21 protein-coding genes are annotated in these 21,684 nt (G+C 73.9%); 14 read left to right on the top strand and 7 right to left on the bottom strand.

Going from position 1 to position 21,684, the window contains the following annotated elements:
• The first annotated feature begins 21 nt into the window (after positions 1-21).
• From ACIPYS_RS30675 to ACIPYS_RS30645, 7 genes are all read left to right on the top strand, one after another.
• Complete coding sequence (locus ACIPYS_RS30675; protein ID WP_400752203.1) at positions 22-1,674, top strand: ABC transporter substrate-binding protein; 1,653 nt, start codon at positions 22-24, stop codon at positions 1,672-1,674.
• Positions 1,671-2,630, top strand: a complete 960-nt coding sequence (locus tag ACIPYS_RS30670; protein ID WP_093864689.1) for an ABC transporter permease — start codon at positions 1,671-1,673, stop codon at positions 2,628-2,630. The genes ACIPYS_RS30675 and ACIPYS_RS30670 overlap by 4 nt, the downstream gene beginning before the upstream one ends.
• Positions 2,627-3,481, top strand: a complete 855-nt coding sequence (locus ACIPYS_RS30665; protein ID WP_093859154.1) for an ABC transporter permease — start codon at positions 2,627-2,629, stop codon at positions 3,479-3,481. The genes ACIPYS_RS30670 and ACIPYS_RS30665 overlap by 4 nt, the downstream gene beginning before the upstream one ends.
• Entirely contained in the window at positions 3,478-4,449 is a 972-nt protein-coding gene (locus tag ACIPYS_RS30660) for an ABC transporter ATP-binding protein (protein WP_400752198.1), read from the top strand. The genes ACIPYS_RS30665 and ACIPYS_RS30660 overlap by 4 nt, the downstream gene beginning before the upstream one ends.
• Positions 4,442-5,281, top strand: coding sequence for an ABC transporter ATP-binding protein (locus tag ACIPYS_RS30655; protein WP_400752196.1), 840 nt, complete (start codon positions 4,442-4,444; stop codon positions 5,279-5,281). Before ACIPYS_RS30660 ends, ACIPYS_RS30655 begins: the two co-directional genes overlap by 8 nt.
• Before the next feature lie 174 nt (positions 5,282-5,455).
• On the top strand, positions 5,456-6,682 hold the full coding sequence (locus ACIPYS_RS30650; RefSeq protein WP_400752193.1) for an agmatine deiminase family protein: 1,227 nt from the start codon (positions 5,456-5,458) through the stop codon (positions 6,680-6,682).
• Complete coding sequence (locus ACIPYS_RS30645; RefSeq protein ID WP_159424809.1) at positions 6,679-7,563, top strand: DUF4436 family protein; 885 nt, start codon at positions 6,679-6,681, stop codon at positions 7,561-7,563. The genes ACIPYS_RS30650 and ACIPYS_RS30645 overlap by 4 nt, the downstream gene beginning before the upstream one ends.
• A 43-nt stretch (positions 7,564-7,606) precedes the next feature.
• Here ACIPYS_RS30645 and ACIPYS_RS30640 read toward each other — a convergent pair whose 3' ends face one another.
• Entirely contained in the window at positions 7,607-8,314 is a 708-nt protein-coding gene (locus ACIPYS_RS30640) for a TetR/AcrR family transcriptional regulator (RefSeq protein ID WP_400752190.1), read from the bottom strand.
• Positions 8,315-8,446: 132 nt separating this feature from the next.
• Between ACIPYS_RS30640 and ACIPYS_RS30635 the strand changes: the two genes are divergently transcribed.
• The gene (locus ACIPYS_RS30635; protein WP_093859149.1) at positions 8,447-9,682 is read left to right on the top strand and encodes an agmatine/peptidylarginine deiminase; all 1,236 of its coding nucleotides are present in this window, start codon (positions 8,447-8,449) and stop codon (positions 9,680-9,682) included.
• 197 nt (positions 9,683-9,879) lie between these two features.
• Here the strand turns inward: ACIPYS_RS30635 and ACIPYS_RS30630 are convergent, their stop codons facing one another.
• The 3 genes from ACIPYS_RS30630 to ACIPYS_RS30620 all read right to left on the bottom strand — a co-directional run bounded on the left by ACIPYS_RS30630 (position 9,880) and on the right by ACIPYS_RS30620 (position 13,105).
• Positions 9,880-11,130: an agmatine deiminase family protein gene (locus ACIPYS_RS30630; protein ID WP_400752186.1), complete on the bottom strand. Its 1,251-nt coding sequence runs from the start codon at positions 11,128-11,130 to the stop codon at positions 9,880-9,882.
• A 122-nt stretch (positions 11,131-11,252) separates the two neighbouring features.
• Positions 11,253-12,302 (bottom strand): agmatine/peptidylarginine deiminase, encoded by a 1,050-nt coding sequence (locus ACIPYS_RS30625; protein ID WP_231978352.1) that lies wholly within the window; start codon positions 12,300-12,302, stop codon positions 11,253-11,255.
• A 248-nt stretch (positions 12,303-12,550) separates the two neighbouring features.
• Positions 12,551-13,105 (bottom strand): TetR/AcrR family transcriptional regulator, encoded by a 555-nt coding sequence (locus ACIPYS_RS30620; protein WP_400752183.1) that lies wholly within the window; start codon positions 13,103-13,105, stop codon positions 12,551-12,553.
• 257 nt (positions 13,106-13,362) lie between these two features.
• On the opposite strand from ACIPYS_RS30620, the gene ACIPYS_RS30615 reads away from it, so the two are divergent.
• Complete coding sequence (locus ACIPYS_RS30615; RefSeq protein ID WP_400752180.1) at positions 13,363-14,076, top strand: hypothetical protein; 714 nt, start codon at positions 13,363-13,365, stop codon at positions 14,074-14,076.
• Positions 14,077-14,203: 127 nt separating this feature from the next.
• Here ACIPYS_RS30615 and ACIPYS_RS30610 read toward each other — a convergent pair whose 3' ends face one another.
• The 3 genes from ACIPYS_RS30610 to ACIPYS_RS30600 all read right to left on the bottom strand — a co-directional run bounded on the left by ACIPYS_RS30610 (position 14,204) and on the right by ACIPYS_RS30600 (position 17,378).
• Positions 14,204-15,811, bottom strand: a complete 1,608-nt coding sequence (locus ACIPYS_RS30610; protein ID WP_400752177.1) for a phytoene desaturase family protein — start codon at positions 15,809-15,811, stop codon at positions 14,204-14,206.
• Positions 15,812-15,870: 59 nt separating this feature from the next.
• Positions 15,871-16,446 carry a hypothetical protein gene (locus ACIPYS_RS30605; RefSeq protein ID WP_093859145.1) on the bottom strand — a complete coding sequence of 192 codons (576 nt, stop codon included), beginning with the start codon at positions 16,444-16,446 and terminating at the stop codon, positions 15,871-15,873.
• A gap of 83 nt (positions 16,447-16,529) precedes the next feature.
• On the bottom strand, positions 16,530-17,378 hold the full coding sequence (locus tag ACIPYS_RS30600; protein WP_400752173.1) for a helix-turn-helix domain-containing protein: 849 nt from the start codon (positions 17,376-17,378) through the stop codon (positions 16,530-16,532).
• Between the two features lie 99 nt (positions 17,379-17,477).
• On the opposite strand from ACIPYS_RS30600, the gene ACIPYS_RS30595 reads away from it, so the two are divergent.
• From ACIPYS_RS30595 to ACIPYS_RS30575, 5 genes are all read left to right on the top strand, one after another.
• Positions 17,478-18,989, top strand: coding sequence for an amidase (locus tag ACIPYS_RS30595; RefSeq protein WP_400752170.1), 1,512 nt, complete (start codon positions 17,478-17,480; stop codon positions 18,987-18,989).
• Positions 18,990-19,084: 95 nt separating this feature from the next.
• Complete coding sequence (locus tag ACIPYS_RS30590) at positions 19,085-19,423, top strand: hypothetical protein (RefSeq protein ID WP_400752167.1); 339 nt, start codon at positions 19,085-19,087, stop codon at positions 19,421-19,423.
• Positions 19,424-19,491: 68 nt separating this feature from the next.
• Positions 19,492-20,007, top strand: coding sequence for a MarR family winged helix-turn-helix transcriptional regulator (locus tag ACIPYS_RS30585; protein WP_093859141.1), 516 nt, complete (start codon positions 19,492-19,494; stop codon positions 20,005-20,007).
• Positions 20,004-20,864 carry an ATP-binding cassette domain-containing protein gene (locus tag ACIPYS_RS30580; RefSeq protein ID WP_400752163.1) on the top strand — a complete coding sequence of 287 codons (861 nt, stop codon included), beginning with the start codon at positions 20,004-20,006 and terminating at the stop codon, positions 20,862-20,864. The genes ACIPYS_RS30585 and ACIPYS_RS30580 overlap by 4 nt, the downstream gene beginning before the upstream one ends.
• On the top strand, positions 20,824-21,675 hold the full coding sequence (locus ACIPYS_RS30575; protein ID WP_400752160.1) for an ABC transporter permease: 852 nt from the start codon (positions 20,824-20,826) through the stop codon (positions 21,673-21,675). Before ACIPYS_RS30580 ends, ACIPYS_RS30575 begins: the two co-directional genes overlap by 41 nt.
• Positions 21,676-21,684 lie beyond the last annotated feature (9 nt).

Genomic DNA, 21,684 nt, shown 5'->3' with positions numbered 1-21,684 from the left:
AGCGAACGGAGAACCACCCTCATGACTCCCACCGCACCCACCGGACGCACCCGGACCCGGCGCCCGCTCGTCGTCGCCACCGCCCTGCTCGGCGCCGCCGCCCTGGTCGCCGCCTGCTCGGGCCCGCCCCGCGGCGGATCCACCGACGGGGCCGGCATCCAGCTGTCGCCCTCCAGCCCGCCGGCCGCCGGGGACATCGACTCCTTCACCTGGGCCACCTACGCCGAGCCGCCCACCCTGGACTACCTCCAGGCCTTCGACTACCCGCAGAACACGGTGCTGTCGAACGTCTGCGAGAGTCTGATGCGCTGGACGCCCCAGCTCACCCTGGCCCCCGGCCTGGCCGAGAAGGCGTCCAACCCCGACCCCACCACCTGGGTCTACGACCTGCGCACCGGTGTGCACTTCCACGACGGCTCGGTGATGACCGCCGAGGACGTCGTTTACAGCCTCGGCCGGCAGATGAACCCCGACAATGCGGCGGCCTGGGCGCAGTCCTTCCAGAACGTCGACACCGTCACCGCGACCGGCCCGCTCCAGGTCACCGTCAAGCTCAAGCGGCCCGACTCGCAGTTCCCGCAGTACATGGCCACCGCCGCCGGCACCGTCGCCGCCAAGGCCGGGGTGGAGGCCGCGGGCAAGGACTACGGCACCAGCGGCGGTCTCGACTGCACCGGGCCGTTCAAGCTCGGCAGCTGGGTCAAGGGCCAGTCGATCGAACTCCAGCGCTTCGACGGCTACTGGGGCAACCGGGCCAAGGCCGGCAAGGTCGTCGTCCGCTTCCTCACCGACCCCTCCGCGCGCACCAACGCCATGCTCAGCGGCGAGGTCGACGGCGGCTACCTGATCCCCACCGAGAGCTACGAACGGCTCCGCAACGGCGGCACCGGCACCCTGTACTTCGGCGAGGGCCTCAGCACCGTCAACCTCAACGTCACCAGCATGGACGGCCCGCTCGGCGACCTCCGGGTGCGCCAGGCGCTGTCGCTGGCCCTCGACCGCACCGGCTTCGTCCGCACCGGCCTCGCCGGCGCCGGCACCGTCACCGGCTCGCTCACCACCAAGGCCGCCTGGGGCGCGCTGCCCGAGGACGTCCGCGCCGCCGCGTTCGCCCACCTCACCCCCACCGCCCAGGACATCGAGCGGGCCAAGGCCCTGGTCAAGGAGGCCGGCGCGAGCGGCCGCACCCTCACCGTCGCCACCAGCAGCATCGGCCAGGACGTCTCGCTGCTCGCCACCGCCGTCCAGTCCGCCGGGGCCCGGATCGGCCTCAACGTCCAGTTGCGGACCATCGCCCCGAACGCCTTCACCTCGCTGTTCACCGACCCCAAGGCGCGCGAGGGCCTGGACATGTTCCCGGAGACGTACTACGACTCCATCACCGACCCGCTCGACCTGCTCGCCAACTTCCGCACCGGCGCCTACCAGAACTTCGCCGGCTACAGCGACCCCGCCTACGACCAGCTGGTCGACCAGGCCTCCGCCGAGTACGACCCGGCCAAGCGCGGCGCGATCGAGGCGCAGCTCCAGCGGACCGCCTCCGAGCAGCTGCTGTGGATCCCGGTCGCGGAGTGGCCCACCGCCGTCTTCCTGAACAAGCGCATCACCGGCGCCCCGACCACCATCTCCTACCTGTACTACCCGTGGGCCGCCGACGTGGGGGCCGCGCGGTGACCTTCCTGCGATTCGCCGTCCGACGGCTGGTCGAGATGGCCGTCACCCTGCTCGGCGCCTCCTTCGTCGTCTTCGGGGCGATGTACTTGGCGCCGGGCAGCCCGGCGAGCTTCCTGCTGTCCGGGCGCTCGGCCTCCCCGGCCGCCCTGCAGGCGATCAACGAGCAGTACCACTTGGACGACCCCTTCCTGGTGCGCTACCTCCGCTGGCTCGGCCAGGTGCTGCAGGGCGACTTCGGACGCTCCCTCACCTACCGCACCGACGTGTCGGACCTGCTCGCCGACCGTCTGCCCGCCACCCTGCTGCTGGTGGCCATGGCCCTGCTGGTGGTCGTCGCGATCGGCCTGGTGCTCGGCTGGATCGGCGCCGTCCGCGGCGGCGCGACCGACTCCGCGATCCTGGTCACCACCACCCTCGCCGTCGGCACCCCGTCCTTCGTCGCCGCGGTCCTGCTCCAGGGCCTGTTCGCGGTCGAACTGGGCTGGTTCCCGACCAGCGGCGCGGGCGACGGCCTGCTCGACATGGCCTGGCACCTCACCCTGCCCGCGGTCGCCCTCGCGCTCTACCTGATCGGCATGCTCGCCCGGGTCACCCGCTCGGCGATGCTGGACGCCCTGGAGGGCGAGCACGTCACCGTCGCCCGCAGCCGGGGCGTGCCCGAGCGCGAGGTGATCCGCCGGCACGTGTTCCGCAACTCGCTGGGCACCGTGCTCACCACCGGCGGCCTGATCGTCTCCACCCTGCTGGTGTGCACGATCCTGGTGGAGTCCGCGTTCAGCGTCGGCGGCCTCGGCCAGCTCCTCGAACTGTCCACCACCACCAAGGACTTCCCGACCGTCCAGGCCATCTCCCTGATCATCGTGGCCCTGTTCATGACGGTGAACCTGCTCGTCGACCTGCTCCACCCGCTCGTCGACCCCCGGGTCACCCTCGGCTCCAGGAGGTCCGACGCATGAGTGTCGCCCTCGCCCGGCGGCCCGGCCTCGCCCGGGTCAAGTCCGCCCGCGCCCCGCTCTACCGGATCTGCCTCGGCCTCGCCGTCCTGGTCGTGCTCGCCGCGCTGCTCGCCCCCTGGCTGGCCCCCGACGACCCGAACGCCGTCGACCTCGGCAACGCCCTCGCCGCCCCCTCCGCCGACCACCTGCTCGGCGTGGACGCCGCCGGCCGCGACACCCTCGCCCGGCTGCTGATCGGCGCCCGCACCTCGCTGCTCGGGCCGCTCGGCGTGGTCGTCTTCTCCACCGTCGCCGGAGTCGCCGTCGGCCTGCTGGCCGGCTGGCGCGGCGGCTGGATCGACTCCGTGCTGTCCCGCAGCACCGAACTCGTCTTCGCCTTCCCCGGCATGCTGCTCGCCATCCTGATCGTCGCCGTGTACGGGGAGGGCCTGATGGCCCCCGTCGTCGCCCTCGCGATCGCCTACCTGCCCTACGTCTCCCGCCTCACCCGCTCCCTGGTGCTGGCCGAACGCATGCGGCCCTACGTCTCCGCCTACCAGGTCCAGGGCCACTCGGCCCTCCAGATCTGCCTGCGGCACGTGCTGCCCAACATCGCGCCGATCGTGCTCGCCCAGTCCACCGTCAACTTCGGATACGCCCTCATGGACCTGGCCGGCCTGTCCTTCCTCGGACTCGGCGTCCCCGCCCTCACCCCCGACTGGGGCCGTATGGTCTTCGACGGCCAGACCGCGATCCAGCACGGCTACCCGCTCTCCGCGATCCTGCCCTGCGTCCTCATCGTGCTCACCGTCGTCGCCTTCAACGTCGTCGGCGAGCGCTGGGCCGACCAGGTCGCCCGGAGGACCACGTGAACGCCCTCGACGTCCGGGAGCTGCGCCTGCGCCTGCCCGGCACCGCCCGCCCGGTGCTCGACGGGGTCGACCTCACCGTCGCCCCCGGCGAGACCGTCGCCCTGGTCGGCGAGTCCGGCTCCGGCAAGTCCCTCACCTCGCGCGCCGCCCTCGGCCTGCTGCCGCCCGGCGCCGTCCCCGCCGGCGAGGTCCTCGTCGACGGCCACGACGTCCTCACCATGGACGCCGCCCGGCTGCGCGAACTGCGCACCGGCCGGGCCGCGATGGTCTTCCAGGACCCGCGGGCGGCGGTCAACCCGCTGCGCCGCATCGGCGACTTCCTCACCGAGAGCGTCCGCCTCACCGGCACCATGAGCGCCGCCGACGCGGACCGGCGCGCCGTCGAACTCCTCGACGCCGTCGGCCTCGGGCCCGAGCTGATGCGCCGCTACCCCGGCCAGCTCTCCGGCGGCATGCTGCAACGCGTCATGATCGCCGCCGCGCTGATGGGCGACCCGGTCCTGCTGCTCGCCGACGAGCCCACCACCGCGCTCGACGTGACCAGCCAGGCCGAGGTCATCGCCCTGCTGGACCGGCTGCGCGAACGCTTCGGCACCGGCCTGCTGTTCGTCACCCACGACCTGGGCCTCGCCGCTGCCATCAGCGACCGGGTCTACGTGATGTACGCGGGCCGGATCGTCGAGTCGGGACCGGCCGAGGCCCTGTTCGAACGGCCCCGGCACCCCTACACCTCGGCGCTGCTCTCCTCCACCCCGAGGCTGGACGGCCCGACCGGCCGGCTCGCCGCCATCGACGGCCAGCCGCCGGACCTCCGGCAGGAGCTGACCGGCTGCGCGTTCGCGGCCCGCTGCCGGTACGCGACCGACCGCTGCCGGGAGGAGGCCCCCGCGCTGCGGCCGGCCCCCCGGCGTCCCGGGCAGCCGGCCGCCTGCCACCACCCGCTCGAAGGGAGCCCCGCCGATGTCTGAGGCAGCCACCGGCACCGCCCTGCCGGGCCTCGCGGCGGACACCGCCGCGCTGGAGGTCACCGGCCTGTGCCGGACCTTCGGCGCCGTCCGGGCCGTGGACGAGGTCTCCTTCACCCTCCCCGCCGGCGGATCGCTCGGCGTCGTCGGCGAGTCCGGCTCCGGCAAGACCACCACCGCCCGGATCGTGGTCGGCCTCGAACGGGCCGACGCGGGCCGGGTCCTGGTGAAGGGCCGGGCCCGCACCGGCGGCGCCCGGGGCAGGGCCGAACGCCTCGCCCGGGCCCGCGAGGTGCAGATGGTCTTCCAGGACCCGTACCTCTCGCTGGACCCGCGCACCAGCGTCGAGGCCGCTCTGCGGGAGACCCTGCGGCTGCACTTCCCCGGCACCGACCACCAGGCCCGGATCAAGGAACTGCTGGACCAGGTCGGCCTCGGCACCCGGGCGGCCGAGGCACTGCCCCGGCAGCTCTCCGGCGGCCAGCGCCAGCGCGTCGCCATCGCCCGGGCGCTGGCCGTGCAGCCGGCCGTCCTGGTGCTGGACGAGGCGGTCGCCGCACTGGACGTATCGGTCCAGGCCCAGGTGCTCAACCTGCTCGCCGACATCCGCGAACAGACCGGCATCGGCTACCTGTTCATCACCCACGACCTCGGCGTGGTCCGCTGCGTCACCGACGAGGTCGTGGTCATGCGGCACGGACGGATCGTCGAGGCCGGGCCCACCGCCGAGGTCCTCGACGACCCGCGGCACGCCTACACCCGGCTGCTGCTGGAGTCCGTGCCCCGGCCCGGCTGGGATCCCGACCGGATCGCCGCCGCGCGCCGCGCCCTGTGAGCCCCCCCCGGCCCGGCAGCCGCTCGGGGTCTGCCGGGCCGGGGTCTTCGCGGGCGTCGTTCCGCCGTCCCCGGATTCACCCCGATGGCGGGTACCTGCCGCGGCCGGTCCTGACCCGGCCTTCAGTAGCGTGCGGGACCGTACCCCCTCAGGCACCTACCGGAACGAGGCCCCATGGCTGACCCGGCTCACCCGGCCCACCCCGGGCCGTCCCGCCGTTCGCTGCTGCGCTCCGGGACGGCACTCGCCGCTCTGGCCCTGACCGCCGGCTGCTCCTCCGACAGCGGCGACGAGCAGCCGCCGAGCCCCGCCGGCACCGCCTCGGCCCCGGCGCCGTCCGCCTCCGGCAGCCCCTCCGCCTCCGGAAGCCCGGCCGCGGCCGCCCGCTCGATGCCGGCCGAGTCGGCCCCGCACACCCGCACCTTCATGGCCTGGCCGGCCCTGGAGGAGGTGTGGGGCGACCAACTGCCCGGCGTCCGGGAGGACATCGCCGGGCTGGCCCGCGCCATCGCCGGCTTCGAGCCGGTGGTGCTGCTGGCCCGACCCGACCAGGCCGAGCAGGCCCGGCAGGCCTGCGGCTCCACGGTCGAGGTCCTGGAGCTGATGGTCGACGACCTGTGGGCCCGCGACACCGGCCCGACCTTCGTCACCGGACCGCAGGGGCTCGCCGGGGTCGACTTCAACTTCAACGGCTGGGGCAACAAGCAGACCCACGCCAACGACAGCCAGGTCGCCCGCAACGTCCTCGACCACTACGGCATCCCGCGGATCCAGGCGCCGGTCACCGGCGAGGGCGGCGGCATCGAGGTGGACGGCGAGGGCACCCTGATGGCCACCGAGAGCTCCTGGGTCAACCCCAACCGCAACCCCGGCAAGACCCGGGACCAGATCGAGGCGGCCTTCAAGGACCTGCTCGGCGTCAGCACCGTGCTGTGGTTCCAGGGCGTCGCCGGTCAGGACATCACGGACTGCCACATCGACGCGCTGGCGCGCTTCGCCGAGCCCGGCACCGTCGTCATCCACCGCCCGGGCCCGGACACCCCGCCGGACAGCTGGACCATGGCCTCCGACCAGGCCCTCCAGGTCCTCGCCTCGGCGAAGGACGCCCGGGGCCGCACCCTCAAGGTGGTCGACCTCCCCGAACCGGACATCGACCTGATCCCGGGCGCGGGCAAGGACTTCCTCGCCACCTACCTCAACTACTACGTCTGCAACGGCGGTGTGATCGTGCCGCGCTTCGGCGACCAGGCCGCCGACGACCGGGCCGCCGGCATCATCGGCGACCTCCACCCCGGCCGGAAGGTCTCCCAGGTGTCCATCAACCACATCGCCTCCGGTGGCGGGGGCATCCACTGCGCCACCCAGCAACAGCCCGCCGTCCCCGGCACCAGTCCGGCGTGAGCGGGCGCCGGCTGCGGGACCGCCGCTTCCTCCTCGTCCTGCTGATCCTCGCGGTGCTGTGCTCGGCCGGGATCGCGCTGTACTTCAACGAGCGCAACACCCGCCAGCAGACCCGGGAGCTCTCCCTCCCCACCACCGGCGACTGGGTCGAACTCGACGTCACCTCCCAGGACATCGACGCCGCCGGCGGTGAGATGACGCTCTACGTGGTGCCCGTCCCGCACGGCACCCTGGCCCAGGACCCGGAGTCCGGCACCTTCACCCGGCGGGTCGACATCACCGTGCGCGCCACGAGCCGCACCGAACTGCGGGCCGAACCGGGGGAGGCGGCCACGCCCAAGCCGGTTCCGGTCAACCTCTACGGCGGCACCCCGACCGACTACCCCTTCGACCGCTACCGCTTCGAGGTGCTGTTCTCGGCCGCGGACGCCACCGGCGCCGTCCCGGTCGGGGTGGTGTTCGGCGACGCGGACCCGTTCTTCTTCGTCCGCCCGGCCGGCACCCCGTACGGGGCGGAGGGCACGGTGTTCGAGGGGCGGGTGAGCAGGGCCCGGAGCACCTTCATCCTGGCCTGGTTCATGATCGCGGCGATGTGGGCGCTCGCGCTGGCGGTCCTGGCCGGGGCGGAGGTGCTCTACCGGGGCCGCCAGGGCATGGTGTGGCCCTCGCTGGGGTGGATGGCGGCGACCCTGTTCGCGCTGATCGGCATGCGCAACGCCGCGCCCGGAGCGCCGCCGATCGGCTCGCTGATCGACTACGTGGCGTTCTTCTGGGCGGAGGGCATCATCGCGGCCTGCCTGGTGGTCACGGTCGTCTCGGGCAGCCGGGTCGAGCACCGCAAACGGGTCGACGCCGTCGGGCCGGCCGGGGCGGATCCGTGACGGCCCGTCCGTCGGCCCGTCCGTGGGCTTGCCCGTCGGGCCGTCAGCGGTCCCGGGGGCCGACGGTCGAGGCCAGCGAGTCCAGCAGGGTGCGCAGCACCCGCGCGGCGTCCACCGTCCCGTCCAGTGAGCCGATGGCGGCGATGCCGTCCACGGCGGCGGCGAAGGCCTCGCCGAGCGGCGCGGGGTCGGTGTCGCCGCCGCGCTCGTCCGCGAGCGCCCGGAACAGCCGGACGAAGCAGGACCGCCACCGCCCGTACTCGGCCTCCAGGGCGACCCGGACCCGCTCGTCGTTGAGGGCGAGCCAGTGCAGGGCCGCGTGCAGCCGGGCGAGGTCGGGGCTCTCCGGGCGGGTGAGCAGGGTCAGCACCCGTTCGGCCCGTTCGGCGTAGCCGCCCGGGGCGGCCACGGCCTCCTCCAGCGGGGTGATCCACTCGGGCCTGATGTCCGCGACCACGGCCACGATCAGGTCGGTCCGGTCGGCGAAGTGGTAGTGGCACATCCCGTGCGAGACCCCGGACAGCGCGGCCACGTTGCGGGTGGTGAACCGGCCGGCCTCGCCGCCCGCGAGCAGGATCCGGGCCGCGGCGATCAGCCGGGCCCGGGTCTGCTCGCCCTTGGCCGAGGTCCGGCCGCGGCCGGTGCCGGCCGTCCGGGCGGCGGTCGTGCTCCGGGGGGCGGCCGGTGCAGGGCTGCCGCCGACCGCGTCCTGGGTGGTGGCCGGGTCCGCGCCCGTCGCCTGTGTCGCCATGGCGGTCACTGTAACGACTGCCGGGGCCGGGGGACGGGCCGATGCTGCGCAAAGTATTGACCGAGCGCTTGGTCAGTTCTACCTTTTCGGTCAACTGCTCGACGAGCAGCGGACGTTGACACGGAGGTAGTGATGAACAACCGCTCCAGATCCGACAGAGCGACCGGCGGACCGACCGACGGGACGGCCGACCGGTCGACCGGCGGGAGCTCGGCCGACGGCCTCGACCGCCGCCGGTTCCTGGCTGTCGCGGGCCTGGCCGCCGCCGGCACCGCACTCACCGTCGCCACCGGCGGACCGGCCGCCGCCGCTACCGCCGGCCGCCGCGGCGCCGGGACGGACCGGGCCGCCGCGGCCGCCGCCGGCTTCCGGGTGCCGATCGACACCCTGCGCCACACCCGCACCTGGATGGCCTGGCCGGACAGCACGAGCATCTGGCGCAGCAAGCTCGCCGGGGTCCAGTCGGACATCGCGCTGATCGCGAAGACGATCGCGAAGTACGAGCCGGTGACCATGTGCGCCAACCCGGCCAGTGTCGCCAAGGCCCGGTCGATGTGCGGCTCGGCCGTCACCGTGATCGGAGACATCCCGGTCGACGACTGCTGGATGCGGGACACCGGTCCCGTCTTCCGCACCGACGGCGCCGGCGGCCTCGACACCATCGGCCTCAACTTCAACGGCTGGGGCAACCACCAGACCCACGCCAACGACGCCCTGGTCGCCCGGCGGGTCGCCGCCTACCTGGGCCTGCCGTTCACCGCCGCCGGGCTGGTGGCCGAGGGCGGCGCCGTGGAGGCCGACGGGGCCGGCACCCTGATGGCCACCCGGAGCAGCATCCTCAACTCCAACCGCAATCCCGGCAAGTCCCAGGCCCAGGTGGAGAGCGCGCTGTGCGCCGCCTTCGGCGCCTCCAAGGTGATCTGGTTCGCGGGCATCGCCGGCCAGGACATCACCGACGACCACGTGGACGCCACGTCCCGCTACCTCGGCGGTACCACGGGTGTGGTCCAGATGCCGCTGGCGAGCGACAACGACGCCTGGTCGCAGGACGCGCGCCAGCAGTACAAGATCCTGTCGGCCGCCACCAACGCCCAGGGGTCGCGGTACACGGTCAGCCAGATCCAGGGACCCGACTACAACCTCATCCGCTCCACCGACCCGAACTTCGTCGGCTCCTACGCCAACTACTACCTGTGCAACAACGCGGTGATATCCGCCCAGTTCGGCGACACCCGGGCCGACAGCGCGGCGAGGGCCACCCTCGCCCGGCTGTTCCCCGGCCGCACCGTCGAGCAGCTCAACATCGACCGCCTCGGGGCGGGCGGCGGCGGGATCCACTGCGTGACCCAGCAGCAGCCCGCCGGGTGATCCGGCGGGGCCGGGTCCGGTGGGGCGGACCCGGCCCCGGAGGTACTGGCGGTCTCGCGGGGCAGCCGGTGTCCCCGGCCTCCCCGGTCTCCCCGGTCTCCCCGGTCTCCCCGGTCTCCCCGGTGTCCCCGGTGTCCCGGTGTCCCGGTGTCCCGGTGTCCCGGTCTCCCCGGTGTCCCGGGCCGCCGGACGGTCGGTCAGCCGTGGGCGGGGATGTCGTGGGTGGCGCAGTGGATGCCACCGCCGCCGCCGGCGATCCCGTCGATCTTCACGGCGACGATCTCCCGGGTGGGGAAGTACTTCTTCAGCACCTGCTGGGCGTGCTCGTCGGCCTTCTGGTCCCCGAACTTCGGCAGGTAGACGCCCTTGGTGCCGATGTAGAAGTTCATGTAGGAGGAGACGAAGGCGTCGCCGCGCCCGGTGATCCTCTCGGGGTCGGGCTGCTGCAGTTCCACCACCTCCAGCTTCCGGCCTCGCGCGTCGGTCGCGTTCCTCAGCACCGACCGGGCCTGGTCGGCGGAGCGGGACCAGACGTCCGGCGGGCTGCCGGGGAAGGCCTTGTCGAGGACGACGACCCCCGGCGCGACGAAGCGGACCAGGCAGTCGACGTGGGCGTCGGTGATGTCCTTGCCCTTGACACCGGCCAGCCAGATCACCTTGGTGACGCCGAGGGCCTTCTTGAGCTCCGCCTCGACCTGGTCGCGGCTCATCCCGGGGTTGCGGTTGTCGTTGACGACGGAGCTCTCGGTGACCAGCAGCGTGCCCTCGCCGTCGGTCTCGAAGGAGCCGCCCTCGGCGACCAGCCTGGTCTCGATCCGGTCGACGCCGTACTTGGCCAGGACGGTGCGGGCCACCTTGGCGTCGTTGCCGTGCTGCTGCTTGCGGCCCCAGCCGTTGAAGTTGAAGTCGACGCCCTTGACCTTTCCGCCCTCCTCGACGAACACCGGCACGGTGTCGCGCGCCCACAGGTCGTCGACGGTGACGGGCAGGACCTCGACGGCCGGGCCGCAGGCCTTCTGGGCGGCGTCCTTCTGATCGGGGCGGGCCATCAGGACGACCGGCTCGCGGGCCGCGATGGCCTGGGCGAGGGCGGCGATGTCCTTGCGGACCTCGGGGAGCTGCTCGCCCCAGATGTTCTCGGAGGCGGGCCAGGACATCACGGTGCGCAGGTGGCTGTCCCACTCGGCGCCGAAGCGGCGGGCGCCGGAGGCGCCGGTGGGGGTCGCGGTGGCGGCCGGAGTGCCGGGCGCGGTGGTGGGCGCGGTGGTGGGGGTCTCGGCGGGCGTGCCGGTGGGGGAGCCCGGCTGTCCGGACGGGGGGAGCGCGCCGGTGCCGTCGGGATCGCTCGCGCCGGTGGGGTCGCAGGCGGTGAGGCCGAGGACGAGGGCGCCGGCTCCGGCACCGGCGAGGGAACGCATCACGGTGCGGCGGGACATGGTGTTGGTCATACGGATCCTCCGGCTGGGGACGGGGTCGGTGGGGCGCAGGGCGCAACTGGTCGGGGCACAGCTGGTCGGGGTGCAGCTGGTCGGGGTGCTGCGGTGGGGGCGTGCTGCTGCGGCGGCGGGGGTTACGGCAGGACCTGCGGCAGGGGCTCGTGCATGGTCGAGCAGTGGATGCCGCCGCCCCCGGCCATCAGGCGGTCGACGTCGATCTGCACCACCGTGCGGCCCGGGAAGGCCGCGGCGAGCGCCTCCTTCGCGGCGGCGTCCTTGTACGCGTCGCCGAACTGGGCGGTGATGACGCCGCCGTTGACGACGTGGAAGTTGAGGTAGGAGTCGACGAACTTGGAGCTGCGGGAGCGGACGGTGTCGGGGCCGTGCACGGGGATCACCTGGAGCCGGCGGCCCCGGGCGTCGGTCGCGGCGGAGAGGATGGCGAACTGCTCGCGGGCGTCCTTGGCCCAGGCGTCGTTGCGGTCGGCGGGCGGCAGCTGGACCATCACCACACCGGGCCGGACGAAGCGCGAGGTGACGTCCACGTGGTCGTCGGTGATGTCCTGGCCCTTGATGCCGGGCAGCCAGATCATGGTGTCCGCGCCGTAGGCCTCCAGGACGGCGTCCTCGATCTCGTCCCGGCTCATGCGCCGGTTGCGGTTCTTGTTGACCAGGCTGCTCTCGGTGGCCATCACCGTGCCGTCGCCGTCGGTCTCGATCGCGCCGCCCTCGCCGACGAAGTCCGCGTAGGTGTACCGCAGGCCGCGCCGGGTGGCGATGCGCTCGGCGACCAGGGCGTCGTCGTAGTGGACCTGCTTGTCGCCCCAGCCGTTGAAGTTGAGGACCACGGCGTCCAGTCCGCCGCGGCCGTCCAGGCGGAACACCGGCGCGGTGTCGCGCATCCACAGGTCGTCGGTCGGGATCGCGCTGATCACCTCCACCGCCGAGCCGCACCGGTCCTGGGCCTTGCCCGCCGTCCAGTCGTCGGGGGCGCACATCACCACCGGCTCGAACTCGGCGACGGTCCGCGCGATCAGGGCGATGTCCTCCTGGACCCCGCCCAGGCGCAGGCCCCACACCCCCCGGCGGGACGGCCAGGACATCCAGGTCCGCGCGTGCGGGACGTCGTCCGCCGGCACCCAGGGGAAGTCCTCGGCGGAGCGGTCGTGGCGGAAGCGGGTCATGAGAGTTCTCCGATCGTGCGACGGTGCCGGGAGGGGTGCACGGGCCATCGGCTCCACTCTTCGCGCCACCACGCACCGGCGCACCACGGGAACGGCCGACGGCTGCACCCCGCCTGCGGTGTCAGCGTCGCACTGACTGAAAAATCAGTCAAACTTTTCGGCGAGCCATGACGCAGGACGGTTCGATAGTCACGGAGAGTGACGATCCGGGGTGTTCTGTCGGCGGATGCCCGGTTTGGTGACTCCGCTCAGGAGCCGAGCCGGCTCACTTCGGTGTCGATGGCCTCGGTCAGCAGCGTCCGGGCGTGCGCCAGCGGAAGGCTCCCGCTGAGCCAGCGCACACTGAGGCCCTCCAGCAGCGCGGTCAGCCGCTCGGCGGCCCCGGCCAGCGCGACCGCCGAGGACATCGGCTGCACCGCGCCGAGCAGCTCGGCGATCTCCTGCACCCAGATCCGGGTGGCCCGCGCCAGGTCCTCGCGCAGGGTCTCGTCGAACACTGCGCTCGCCCGCAGCTCGCCCCAGGCGGTGCTGTTCTCCCGCACCTCGACGCTGTCCTGGAGCTCCAGCAGCAGCGTCTGCTCCAGCTCCTCGCGCGCGGTCGGCGGCGGGGCGTCCGGATCGCGCTCGGTCGTGTACCGCTCGGCCCGGTCGTTGATGAACTCCAGGGTCTGCCGGAGGATCCCGGTGCGGTCCTTGAAGTGGTAGTAGATCAGCGCGGTGGACACGCCCGCCTCGGCCGCGAGCTCCTCCACCCGCAGTCCGCGCACCCCGCGCCGCGCGATCACCCGCGCGGCTGCTTCCATGATCGACGTTTTACGACTGGCCACGATCCACCACCTTACCGGGGTGCCGTGCGGCGGTGTGCCCAGCTGCTGAAAGCCCCGTCAGACGGGTCGAAGTGACAGGTTTCGGACAATGTAGTTCGTGTGAAGGACTTCTTGCCTCCCCCACTCTGTCATCACTCCATGATCACCCTAGGGTGGCTGCCATCCCCCGCCGGAGACCCCGGCGGTGCCGGGATCTCCCCTTCGTTCCTCGACCCGACCGGATTGGATCGAACATGAGTGATCGTCAGATATGGAAGCGGGTGGCGGCCCTGGCCGTCGGCCGTGGCACCGGTGCCGTCGCGGCGGCCTTCGCGCTGGTCGCGGCCGTCGTGCTCGGCGGCACGGTGGCCGGTGCGACCGTGGCCGAGGCCAAGCCCGTCGGTGCGGCCGCGTCGGCCCACTGGGCTTGCGGCGGCGACCCGGTCGACCCCGGGAACGTCAACACCGACTACGACCCGAAGGGCTGCGGCGGCCGGGGCTCGTGGTACCAGCAGCCGGTCAAGGACGGTATGTGGACCTGCTCCGGCTCCCCGGTGGTGGCCGGGTACGTGATCACCGATCACAGCAAGCCCGGCTGCCGCGGCATCGGCGCGTGGCGCCACAGCCTGGTCAAGGACGGCATCTGGACCTGCTCCGGCTCCCCGGTCGTGCCCGGCTACGTCATCAGCAACCACCTGCGCGCCGGCTGCGGCGGCATCGGCTCGTGGCAGCACAACCTTCCGCACGACGGCATCTGGACCTGTTCGGGCTCCCCGGTCGTCACCGGGTACGTCATCACCGGGCACCAGCGGACCGGCTGTGACGGCGCCGGTGCGTGGCTCCACAACATCGCCCGGGTCGGCCTGTTGACCTGTCCCGGCTCGCCCGTCCCGGCGGGCTTCCGCTCCACCACCTACCAGGCCGGGGGCTGCAACGGCCTCGGCGCCTGGGTGCTCGCCCGCGCCTGAGGCACGTCTTCGCGGGGGCGGCGCCGACCGGCGCCGCCCCTCCCGGCCTCGAGCCGTCCCTGCTGGCCTCGAGTCGTCCCGCCCGGCCTCGAGTCGTTCCTCCTGGTCTCGGTGGCGCCTTCGGGCCTCAGCGGCCGCGGGCGAGGTCCTCCAGGGCGGCCCGCGCCGCGTTGTGCCCCGGGACGCCGCTGACGCCGCCGCCCCGGACGGCCCCCGCCCCGCACAGCAGTACGTCCGGACGGGCCGTCGCCACGCCCCAGCGCGCGGCGGCCGTGCCGGAGCCCTCCCCGCCGCCCGGACCGGGCTCCTCGGTGGTGAACGGGAAGGCCAGGTCGCGGTGGAAGATGTGGCCGCCCGGCAGGCCGAGTTCCCGCTCCAGCTCCGGCGGCGTCCGCGCCTCGACGCAGGGCCGGCCGTCGGCGTCCACGGCCAGGCAGTCGGCGATCGGCTCGGCCAGCACCGCGTCCAGCTGCGCCAGGCTCGCGGCCAGGGCGCGTTCCTTGGCGGCCGGGTCGCCGAACAGCCGGGCCGGCATGTGCAGACCGAACAGGGTCAGTGTCTGCAGCCCCTGCCGGACGGCCTCCGGCCCGAGGATCGACGGATCGGTCAGGGTATGGCAGTAGATCTCCGACGGCGGCGCCGAGGGCATCCGCCCGGCCGCCGCCTCCGCGTACGCCGTCTCCAACTGCCGGTAGCCCTCCGCGATGTGGAAGGTTCCGGCGAAGGCGTCGCGCGGGTCCGCGCCGGGGTCGCGCAGCCGCGGCAGCCGGCGCAGCACCATGTTGACCTTCAGCTGGGCGCCCTCCGGCGCGGGCTCCGGTGCGGTGCCCAGCAGCCGTGCCAGCGTCGCGGGCGCGGCGTTCACCAGCACCCGGCGCGCGGCCACCGTCCCCTCGCCGTCGGCGTGCCGGTACGACACCTCGGCGTCGCCGCGGCCGTCGCCCGCGATCGCGGTGACCTCGTGCCCGGTCCTGATCTCCGCGCCGGCCGCCAGCGCCGCCCCGGCCAGCGCGTCCGTCACCGCGCCCATGCCGCCGACCGGGACGTCCCAGTCGCCGGTGCCGTTGCCGATCACGTGGTAGAGGAAGCAGCGGTTCTGCCGCAGTTCGGGGTCGTGGGCATGGGTGAAGGTGCCGATCAGCGCGTCCGTCAGGACCACACCGCGCACCAGGTCGTCCGCGAAGGTCCGCTCGACCGTCTCGCCCAGCGGTCGTTCGAACAGGGCCGTCCAGGCGGCATCGTCCCCGATCCGCCGGCGCAGCTCGGTCCGGGACGGCAGCGGCTCGGTGAGGGTCGGGAACACCTGCTCGGCGACCCGGCCGGTGGTGCCGTAGAACTCCCGCCAGGCCTGCCACTCGCGGTCGGACCCGGTCAGTGCCCGGAACGACTCCCCGGTCCGGCCGGGGTCGCCCGCGTCCACCAGCAGGCCGGTGGGCTTCCCGTCCCGGACGGCCGGGGTGTAGGAGGAGATCCGGCGCCGGCGCAGCTCCAGCCGCAGCCCGAGCTCCCGCACCACCTTCGCCGGCAGCAGGCTGACCAGGTAGGAGTAGCGCGACAGTCTGGCGTCGACCCCCGGGAAGGCCGCCGCGGACACCGCCGCCCCGCCCGTCCGGGCCAGCCGTTCGAGTACCAGCACCCGGTGTCCGCCCCGCGCGAGGTACGCGGCGGCGACCAGCCCGTTGTGCCCACCGCCGACGATCACGGCGTCGTACCGCGAGGACGCGTTGGTAGCCATGCGGTCACGGTACGCCACGGCCCGGCCGCTCCGGAACAGCCGTGCACGGCCGTCGCGGGTCAGGGCGGTGACGTGCCGGGGCCGGCCGCCGAGTCGGGCTCGGCGTGCTGCCAGGCCCGGGGCCAGTTGCCGGACGGCGGCGGCGGACCGGCGATCCCCAGGTCCTTCCGGGCGCAGAGGTAGAACCTGTCGCGGGCGTGGCTCAGCCGCTCCTCCGCCCGCACCCAGCCGGCGGCGTCGGACCGCAGCCCGCGCGCGTACAGCTCCAGGTTCCAGCACTCCTCGTGCCACGACCGCGCCGCTCCGACCGTCGCGGCGTCACCGACCAGCAGCATCGACTCCCACTCGGCGGCCCGCTCGGACTCCGCGCGGGCGAGGTCGGCCAAGCCTTCGTCGATCCCCAAAGGGTCCACCACGCCGTCGAAGTTGCGGGCGGCACCGAGTCTTTGGGCGATCCGGATCTGGGCCTTGAGCAGCTTGCCGTAGCTCGCGTAGATCTGGAAGCGCCGGTCGTCCCAACGTTCGGCGCGGCCGCGCCGCCAGCGGCTGCGTTCTGTGAGGCTTGCCGCCGCGTACGAGCCCACCGAACCGACGACGACGCCCGCCAGAGTGGGCAGTTGGTCCCAGAACGTCACGCTTCCTCCCCCAAGGGCCCGGTGACTGCCAGGAGTCCCAGGGTGGCACGCGGCCGGGAGGCGGGGAGGCGGAATCCTTCGGTTCAGGCGTGACCGCCGTCGGGCCGGGTGGCGGGCCACGCGGTCGGGTCGACGCTGAGCCAGGGGGCGTTGGCGAGGGTGCTGGGGGTGGTGCCGGTGAAGGTCCTGATGTCGCGGTGGAGGTGGGACTGGTCGGTGTAGCCGGTGTCGGCCGCCACCCGGGCGGCGCTGTGGCCCGCGGCGAGGCGGTGGGCGGCGTCGTCGAAGCGGACGAGCCGGGCCGCGTGCTTGGGGCCGAGGCCGGTCTGGGTGTGGAAGCGGGACCACAGCCGTTTGCGGCTCCAGCCGGTCTCGGCGGCGATCAGCTCGATCCGCACCGCGCCCCGCTGGGCGACCAACCGGTCCCAGGCGAAGGCGACTTCGGGATCCACCGGCCGGCCGTCCGCGAACCGGCGGACGAGTGCCGCCTCGGCGATCGCGAAGCGCTCGTCCCAGGACGGGGCGGCGCGCAGGCGCTCCTCGGTCCGGACGGCGTCGCGGCCCCACAGCTGGTCGAGACCGACCACCGCGCCGCCCAACTCCGAGGAGGCGCCCAGGATCCGGTGCGCGACCGGCGGCGGGAGCCGCAGCTGCAGGCAGGTGACGGCGCTGCCGTGGCCGCGTACGCCACCGGGCGCGAGGCCGACCACGACACTGCCGTGCGTCCGGCGGCCGGTCGCGTCGTCGACGGCGAGCGGCGGGTCGCCGAGGTCGAGGGCGACGGTGACGGCCGGGTAGGGCACCACGTCGAGGTCGACGGGGGCGGAGGTGCGGAAGCCGGCCATGCCGACACCCGGGATGCGGCAGGGGCGCGGGGGAGTTGCGATCTCCCACACCGGTGCGGGGGCGCGGGCCGGATCGACGGGGCGCATGGCGCCAGGCTACGCGACATTCGTCCAATACGCGGTGCCGCGGACGGGGCGACGCTGGGGCGACCGGCCCACCGCCCCGTTCAGAGAGGACGGTTCACGATGAACCCATCGATCGAAGCTCCCGGCACCGCCCCGGTCGGCGCCTCCGCCACCGGCCCCGGCGTCGCCCACGGTTCCACCCCCGCCACCGCCTACGGCTCCGCCGTCGAACTCGCCGCCGCCGTCCGACGCAAGGAGGTGAGCCCGGTCGAGATCGTCGAGGACTGCCTCGCCCGCATCGACGCCCTCGACCCCGTGCTGAACGCCTTCTGCTTCCGGGACGACGACGCCGTCCGCGCCGCCGCCTCCGCCGCCGCCGACGCGGTGGTCCGGGCCGGTTCCACCGACGCGCTCCCGCCGTTCCACGGCGTACCGCTGCCGATCAAGGACCTGCTGGACGTGGCGGGCTGGCCCACCACCTACGGGTCCGCGGGCTCCGGCCGGGGGCCGGCCGAGGACTCGGCGCCGCTGGTCCGGAGGTTCCTCGCCGCGGGGTTCGTCCTGCTCGGCAAGACCACCACGTCGGAGTTCGGCAGTCTGCCGTTCACCGAGAACGAGGCGCTCGGCACCACCCGCAACCCGTGGGACCGGGACCGGACGCCGGGCGGCTCGTCGAGCGGCGCGGGCGTCGCCGTCGCCGCCGGGATGGCGCCCCTCGCCCACGCCGAGGACGGCGGCGGCTCGATCCGCATCCCCGCCTCCTGCACCGGCCTGGTCGGCCTCAAGCCCACCCGGGGCCGGGTGACCAACGGGGCCGTCGTCGTCGAGGGGCTCGGCATCGGTGGCGTGGTCACCCGCACGGTGGCGGACACCGCTGCGGTGCTCGACGTGCTCGACCGCCACGATCCGGCCGCCTGGTGGTCGCCCCCGGCCCCGGAGCGCTCCTTCGCCGACGCGATGTGGGCGGACCCGCCGGCCGGGCTGAGGATCGGCGTCCTGGTGGACCCGCCGGTGGCCGGGATCGCCGTGGACCCGGCCTGCGCGGCGGCCGTGGACACCGTCCTGCGCACGCTCGAAGCGGCGGGCCACCGCATCGTCGACACCCCGCTCCCGCTGCCGCCGACCGAGGAACTCGTCACGGAGTTCACCGCGATGTGGAACCTCGGTGCCGCCGGGGTGCCGCTGGCCGATCCGGAGCGGATCGAGCCGCACAACCGGGCGCTGCGCGACGCGGGGCACGCGATCGACTCGTGGGCCTACGCGGAGGGGGTGCGGCGGGCCCAGCGGATGTCCCGGCGCATCGTCGAGGGCTTCGTCGCCGGGTTCGACCTGCTGGTGACGCCCACCATGGCCTGCCTGCCGCCGCGCATCGGCGCCTGGCGGGCCGGCACCGCCGAGGATCCGCTGGCGGCGCTGCGGAACAGCTATCCGATGGGGGTGTTCACCTCCCTGTTCAACGTGACCGGCCAGCCGGCCGTGTCGCTGCCCGTGCACCACGACGGGGCGACCGGCCTGCCGGTCGGGGTCCAGCTCGTCGCCGCGCCGTGGCGGGAGGACCTGCTGCTGCAGGTGGCCCGCACGCTGGAGCTGGCCCGTCCGTGGGCCGACCGCCGTCCGCCCGGCCTGGGCTGACCCCGCCCGGGCCCGGACCGGATCGGGCCGACCCCGTCCGGTCCGGCCCGGGCCCGCCCGCCCGGACCCGGCGGGGGCCCGTGGATACTGATCGGATGCGAACGTACCCGACCGCCGCCGTCGCGGTGAACCTGCTGCTCGGCCTGCCGGCGGTGGTGCCGGTCTGGCTGCTCTGGTACTTCGCGGTCAACTGGCCGCTCGCCGAACTCGGTTGGACGAGGCGGGAGCCGACGGAGAACGACGGCGTGCTGCCGTGGCTCATGCTCGCGGTGCCGGTGCTGGCGGTCTTCGCGGCCGTCTGGTGGCCGGCCAACCACCTCCTGCGCCGCCGCCGTCGGCACCGGTACGCGGACCCGGGCCGCGCCGGGGCGTACTGGACGACCAGCGTGCTGCTCACCCTGGTGCCCACCGGCGTGCTGATCGTCGTGCTGTAGCGGGGAAGGCGGAACCGGCACGACGCCCTCTCGACAGACAGCTCTCACTGAGAGCTAAAATCGGAGGTATGAGTGCGACCGTCCCGGGCCCGCCGGACCCGGCGCTGGGCGAGGAGTTCTCCACCCTTCTCGTCGGGATCCAGCGCCTGGTGCGGCGCCGGCTGCGCGAGGGCCTGACCGAGCCCCGGCTGCGCGGCGCCCAGGTCGAACTGCTCCGGCTGGTGGCGGACTTCCCCGGTCTGCGGGTCTCCGACGCCGCCGCCGAGCTCTGCCTGGCCGCCAACTCGGTCTCCACCCTGGTGAACCAGCTGGTCGTGCTCGGCCTGCTGCGCCGCGAGGTGGACCCGGCCGACCGCCGGGCGGCCCTGCTGTACGCCACCGGCGAGGCGGAGGAGCGGCTGGCGGCCTGGCGGGCGCGGCGGGACGCGCTGGTCGGCGAGGTGGTGGCGGGGCTGCCGGCCGGCGACCGGGCGGCGCTGGCCGCCGCGCTGCCCGCGCTGCGCGGAGTGGCGACGGGCCTGCGCGGGCGCGCGGGCGGAGCGGGTACGGCGGCCCCCGCCGCCGGAGGGAGGACCGGACCATGACGACCGGGCCGGACGACGCGGTGGTCTGCCGCGCGCTGACCTACACCTTCCGCCGGGGCCGCCGGAAGGGCGGCGGTACCAGGGCCGTCGACGGCGTCGACCTGACCGTGCGGGCCGGTGAGGTCTTCGGCCTGCTCGGCCCCAACGGAGCCGGCAAGACCACCACCATTCGAGCGATCACCACCCTGCTGCCGACCGCGGCCGGGATGGTCCGGGTCTTCGGCCATGACGCGGCCCGACGCCGGGCGGAGGTCCGCCGGCTGCTCGGCTACGTGCCGCAACAGCTCTCCGCCGACGCCGGACTGACCGGTCGGGAGAACGTCGCGCTGTTCGCCCGGGTCTTCGACGTGCCGCGCGCCGAACGCTCCGCGCGAGTCGCCCAGGCGCTGGCCGCCGTGGACCTCACCGAGGCCGCCGACCGGTCGGCCGGCACCTACTCCGGCGGCATGGTGCGGCGGCTGGAACTCGCCCAGGCGCTGGTCAGCGCCCCCCGGCTGCTGGTGCTGGACGAGCCCACCATCGGCCTGGACCCGATCGCCCGCGCGAGTGTCTGGGAGCGGGTCGACACCGTCCGCCGCGCCACCGGGATGACGGTGCTGGTGACCACCCACTACATGGACGAGGCCGACCGCCACTGCGACCGGATCGCCCTGATGGACCGGGGCCGGATCCGCGCGCTCGGCACCCCCGGCGAACTCAAGGCCCGGGTCCGCGAGCAGGACGCCGCCCTGCCCGATCCCACGCTCGACGACGTGTTCCGCCACTTCTCGGGTCGCGGGCTCGCCCGCGGCGAGGGCGCGGAAGGAGACTTCAACGATGTCCGCCGGACCCGCCGCACAGCCAACCGCGTCGGCTGACGCACCCGACCTGGGCCTGCTGCTGGTGCCCCCGCCGCCTCGGACGGGCTGGCGCCAGGTGCCCGCCCGGGTCGCCGCGATGTGCGTGGTCGAGCTCCAGAAGCTGCGCCACGACCGGACCGAGGTCTACACTCGGGCGATCCAGCCCGCGCTCTGGCTGCTGATCTTCGGCGAGACCTTCACCCGGCTGAAGGCGATCCCCACCGGCGGCATCCCCTACCTGGACTTCCTGGCCCCCGGGATCATCGCGCAGTCCGCGATGTTCGTGGCGATCTTCTACGGCATCATGATCATCTGGGAGCGGGACTCCGGGGTGCTCACCAAACTGCTGGTCACACCGACCCCGAGAGCCGCACTGGTCACCGGCAAGGCCTTCGCCGCCGGGGTCAAGGCGGTCCTGCAGGCCGTCGTGGTCGTGCTGCTCGCGGCGGTGCTCGGGGTGGCGATGACCTGGAACCCGCTGCGGCTGCTCGGAGTCGTCGTGGTGGTGGTCCTCGGCTCCGCCTTCTTCTCCTGCCTCTCGATGACCATCGCCGGGATCGTGCTCACCCGCGACCGTTTGATGGGTATCGGTCAGGCGATCACGATGCCACTGTTCTTCGGCTCCAACGCCCTCTACCCGGTCGACCTGATGCCGGGCTGGCTCCAGGCGGTCAGCCTGGCCAACCCGCTCAGCTACCAGGTCGACGCCCTGCGCGGGCTGCTGATCGGCACCCCGTCGCACCTGCTGCTGGACTTCGGCGTCCTCACCCTCGCCACCGCCCTCGGCATCACGTCCGCCTCCGCCCTCCTGGGCCGCCTCGCCCGCTGATCCGACGTC

This window comes from Kitasatospora sp. NPDC089913, assembly GCF_044748625.1.
Classification (GTDB): domain Bacteria; phylum Actinomycetota; class Actinomycetes; order Streptomycetales; family Streptomycetaceae; genus Kitasatospora.
This window is presented reverse-complemented; position numbering and strand designations above follow the sequence as displayed.

Bases quoted from the DNA above. Each gene is read 5' to 3' on its own strand.
- ACIPYS_RS30675 (WP_400752203.1), top strand. From the start codon at position 22: ATGACTCCCACCGCACCCACCGGACGCACCCGGACCCGGCGCCCGCTC.
- ACIPYS_RS30665 (WP_093859154.1), top strand. From the start codon at position 2,627: ATGAGTGTCGCCCTCGCCCGGCGGCCCGGCCTCGCCCGGGTCAAGTCC.
- ACIPYS_RS30655 (WP_400752196.1), top strand. From the start codon at position 4,442: ATGTCTGAGGCAGCCACCGGCACCGCCCTGCCGGGCCTCGCGGCGGAC.
- ACIPYS_RS30650 (WP_400752193.1), top strand. From the start codon at position 5,456: ATGGCTGACCCGGCTCACCCGGCCCACCCCGGGCCGTCCCGCCGTTCG.
- ACIPYS_RS30640 (WP_400752190.1), bottom strand. From the start codon at position 8,314: ATGGCGACACAGGCGACGGGCGCGGACCCGGCCACCACCCAGGACGCG.
- ACIPYS_RS30635 (WP_093859149.1), top strand. From the start codon at position 8,447: ATGAACAACCGCTCCAGATCCGACAGAGCGACCGGCGGACCGACCGAC.
- ACIPYS_RS30630 (WP_400752186.1), bottom strand. From the start codon at position 11,130: ATGACCAACACCATGTCCCGCCGCACCGTGATGCGTTCCCTCGCCGGT.
- ACIPYS_RS30625 (WP_231978352.1), bottom strand. From the start codon at position 12,302: ATGACCCGCTTCCGCCACGACCGCTCCGCCGAGGACTTCCCCTGGGTG.
- ACIPYS_RS30620 (WP_400752183.1), bottom strand. From the start codon at position 13,105: ATGGAAGCAGCCGCGCGGGTGATCGCGCGGCGCGGGGTGCGCGGACTG.
- ACIPYS_RS30615 (WP_400752180.1), top strand. From the start codon at position 13,363: ATGAGTGATCGTCAGATATGGAAGCGGGTGGCGGCCCTGGCCGTCGGC.
- ACIPYS_RS30610 (WP_400752177.1), bottom strand. From the start codon at position 15,811: ATGGCTACCAACGCGTCCTCGCGGTACGACGCCGTGATCGTCGGCGGT.
- ACIPYS_RS30600 (WP_400752173.1), bottom strand. From the start codon at position 17,378: ATGCGCCCCGTCGATCCGGCCCGCGCCCCCGCACCGGTGTGGGAGATC.
- ACIPYS_RS30595 (WP_400752170.1), top strand. From the start codon at position 17,478: ATGAACCCATCGATCGAAGCTCCCGGCACCGCCCCGGTCGGCGCCTCC.
- ACIPYS_RS30590 (WP_400752167.1), top strand. From the start codon at position 19,085: ATGCGAACGTACCCGACCGCCGCCGTCGCGGTGAACCTGCTGCTCGGC.
- ACIPYS_RS30585 (WP_093859141.1), top strand. From the start codon at position 19,492: ATGAGTGCGACCGTCCCGGGCCCGCCGGACCCGGCGCTGGGCGAGGAG.
- ACIPYS_RS30580 (WP_400752163.1), top strand. From the start codon at position 20,004: ATGACGACCGGGCCGGACGACGCGGTGGTCTGCCGCGCGCTGACCTAC.
- ACIPYS_RS30575 (WP_400752160.1), top strand. From the start codon at position 20,824: ATGTCCGCCGGACCCGCCGCACAGCCAACCGCGTCGGCTGACGCACCC.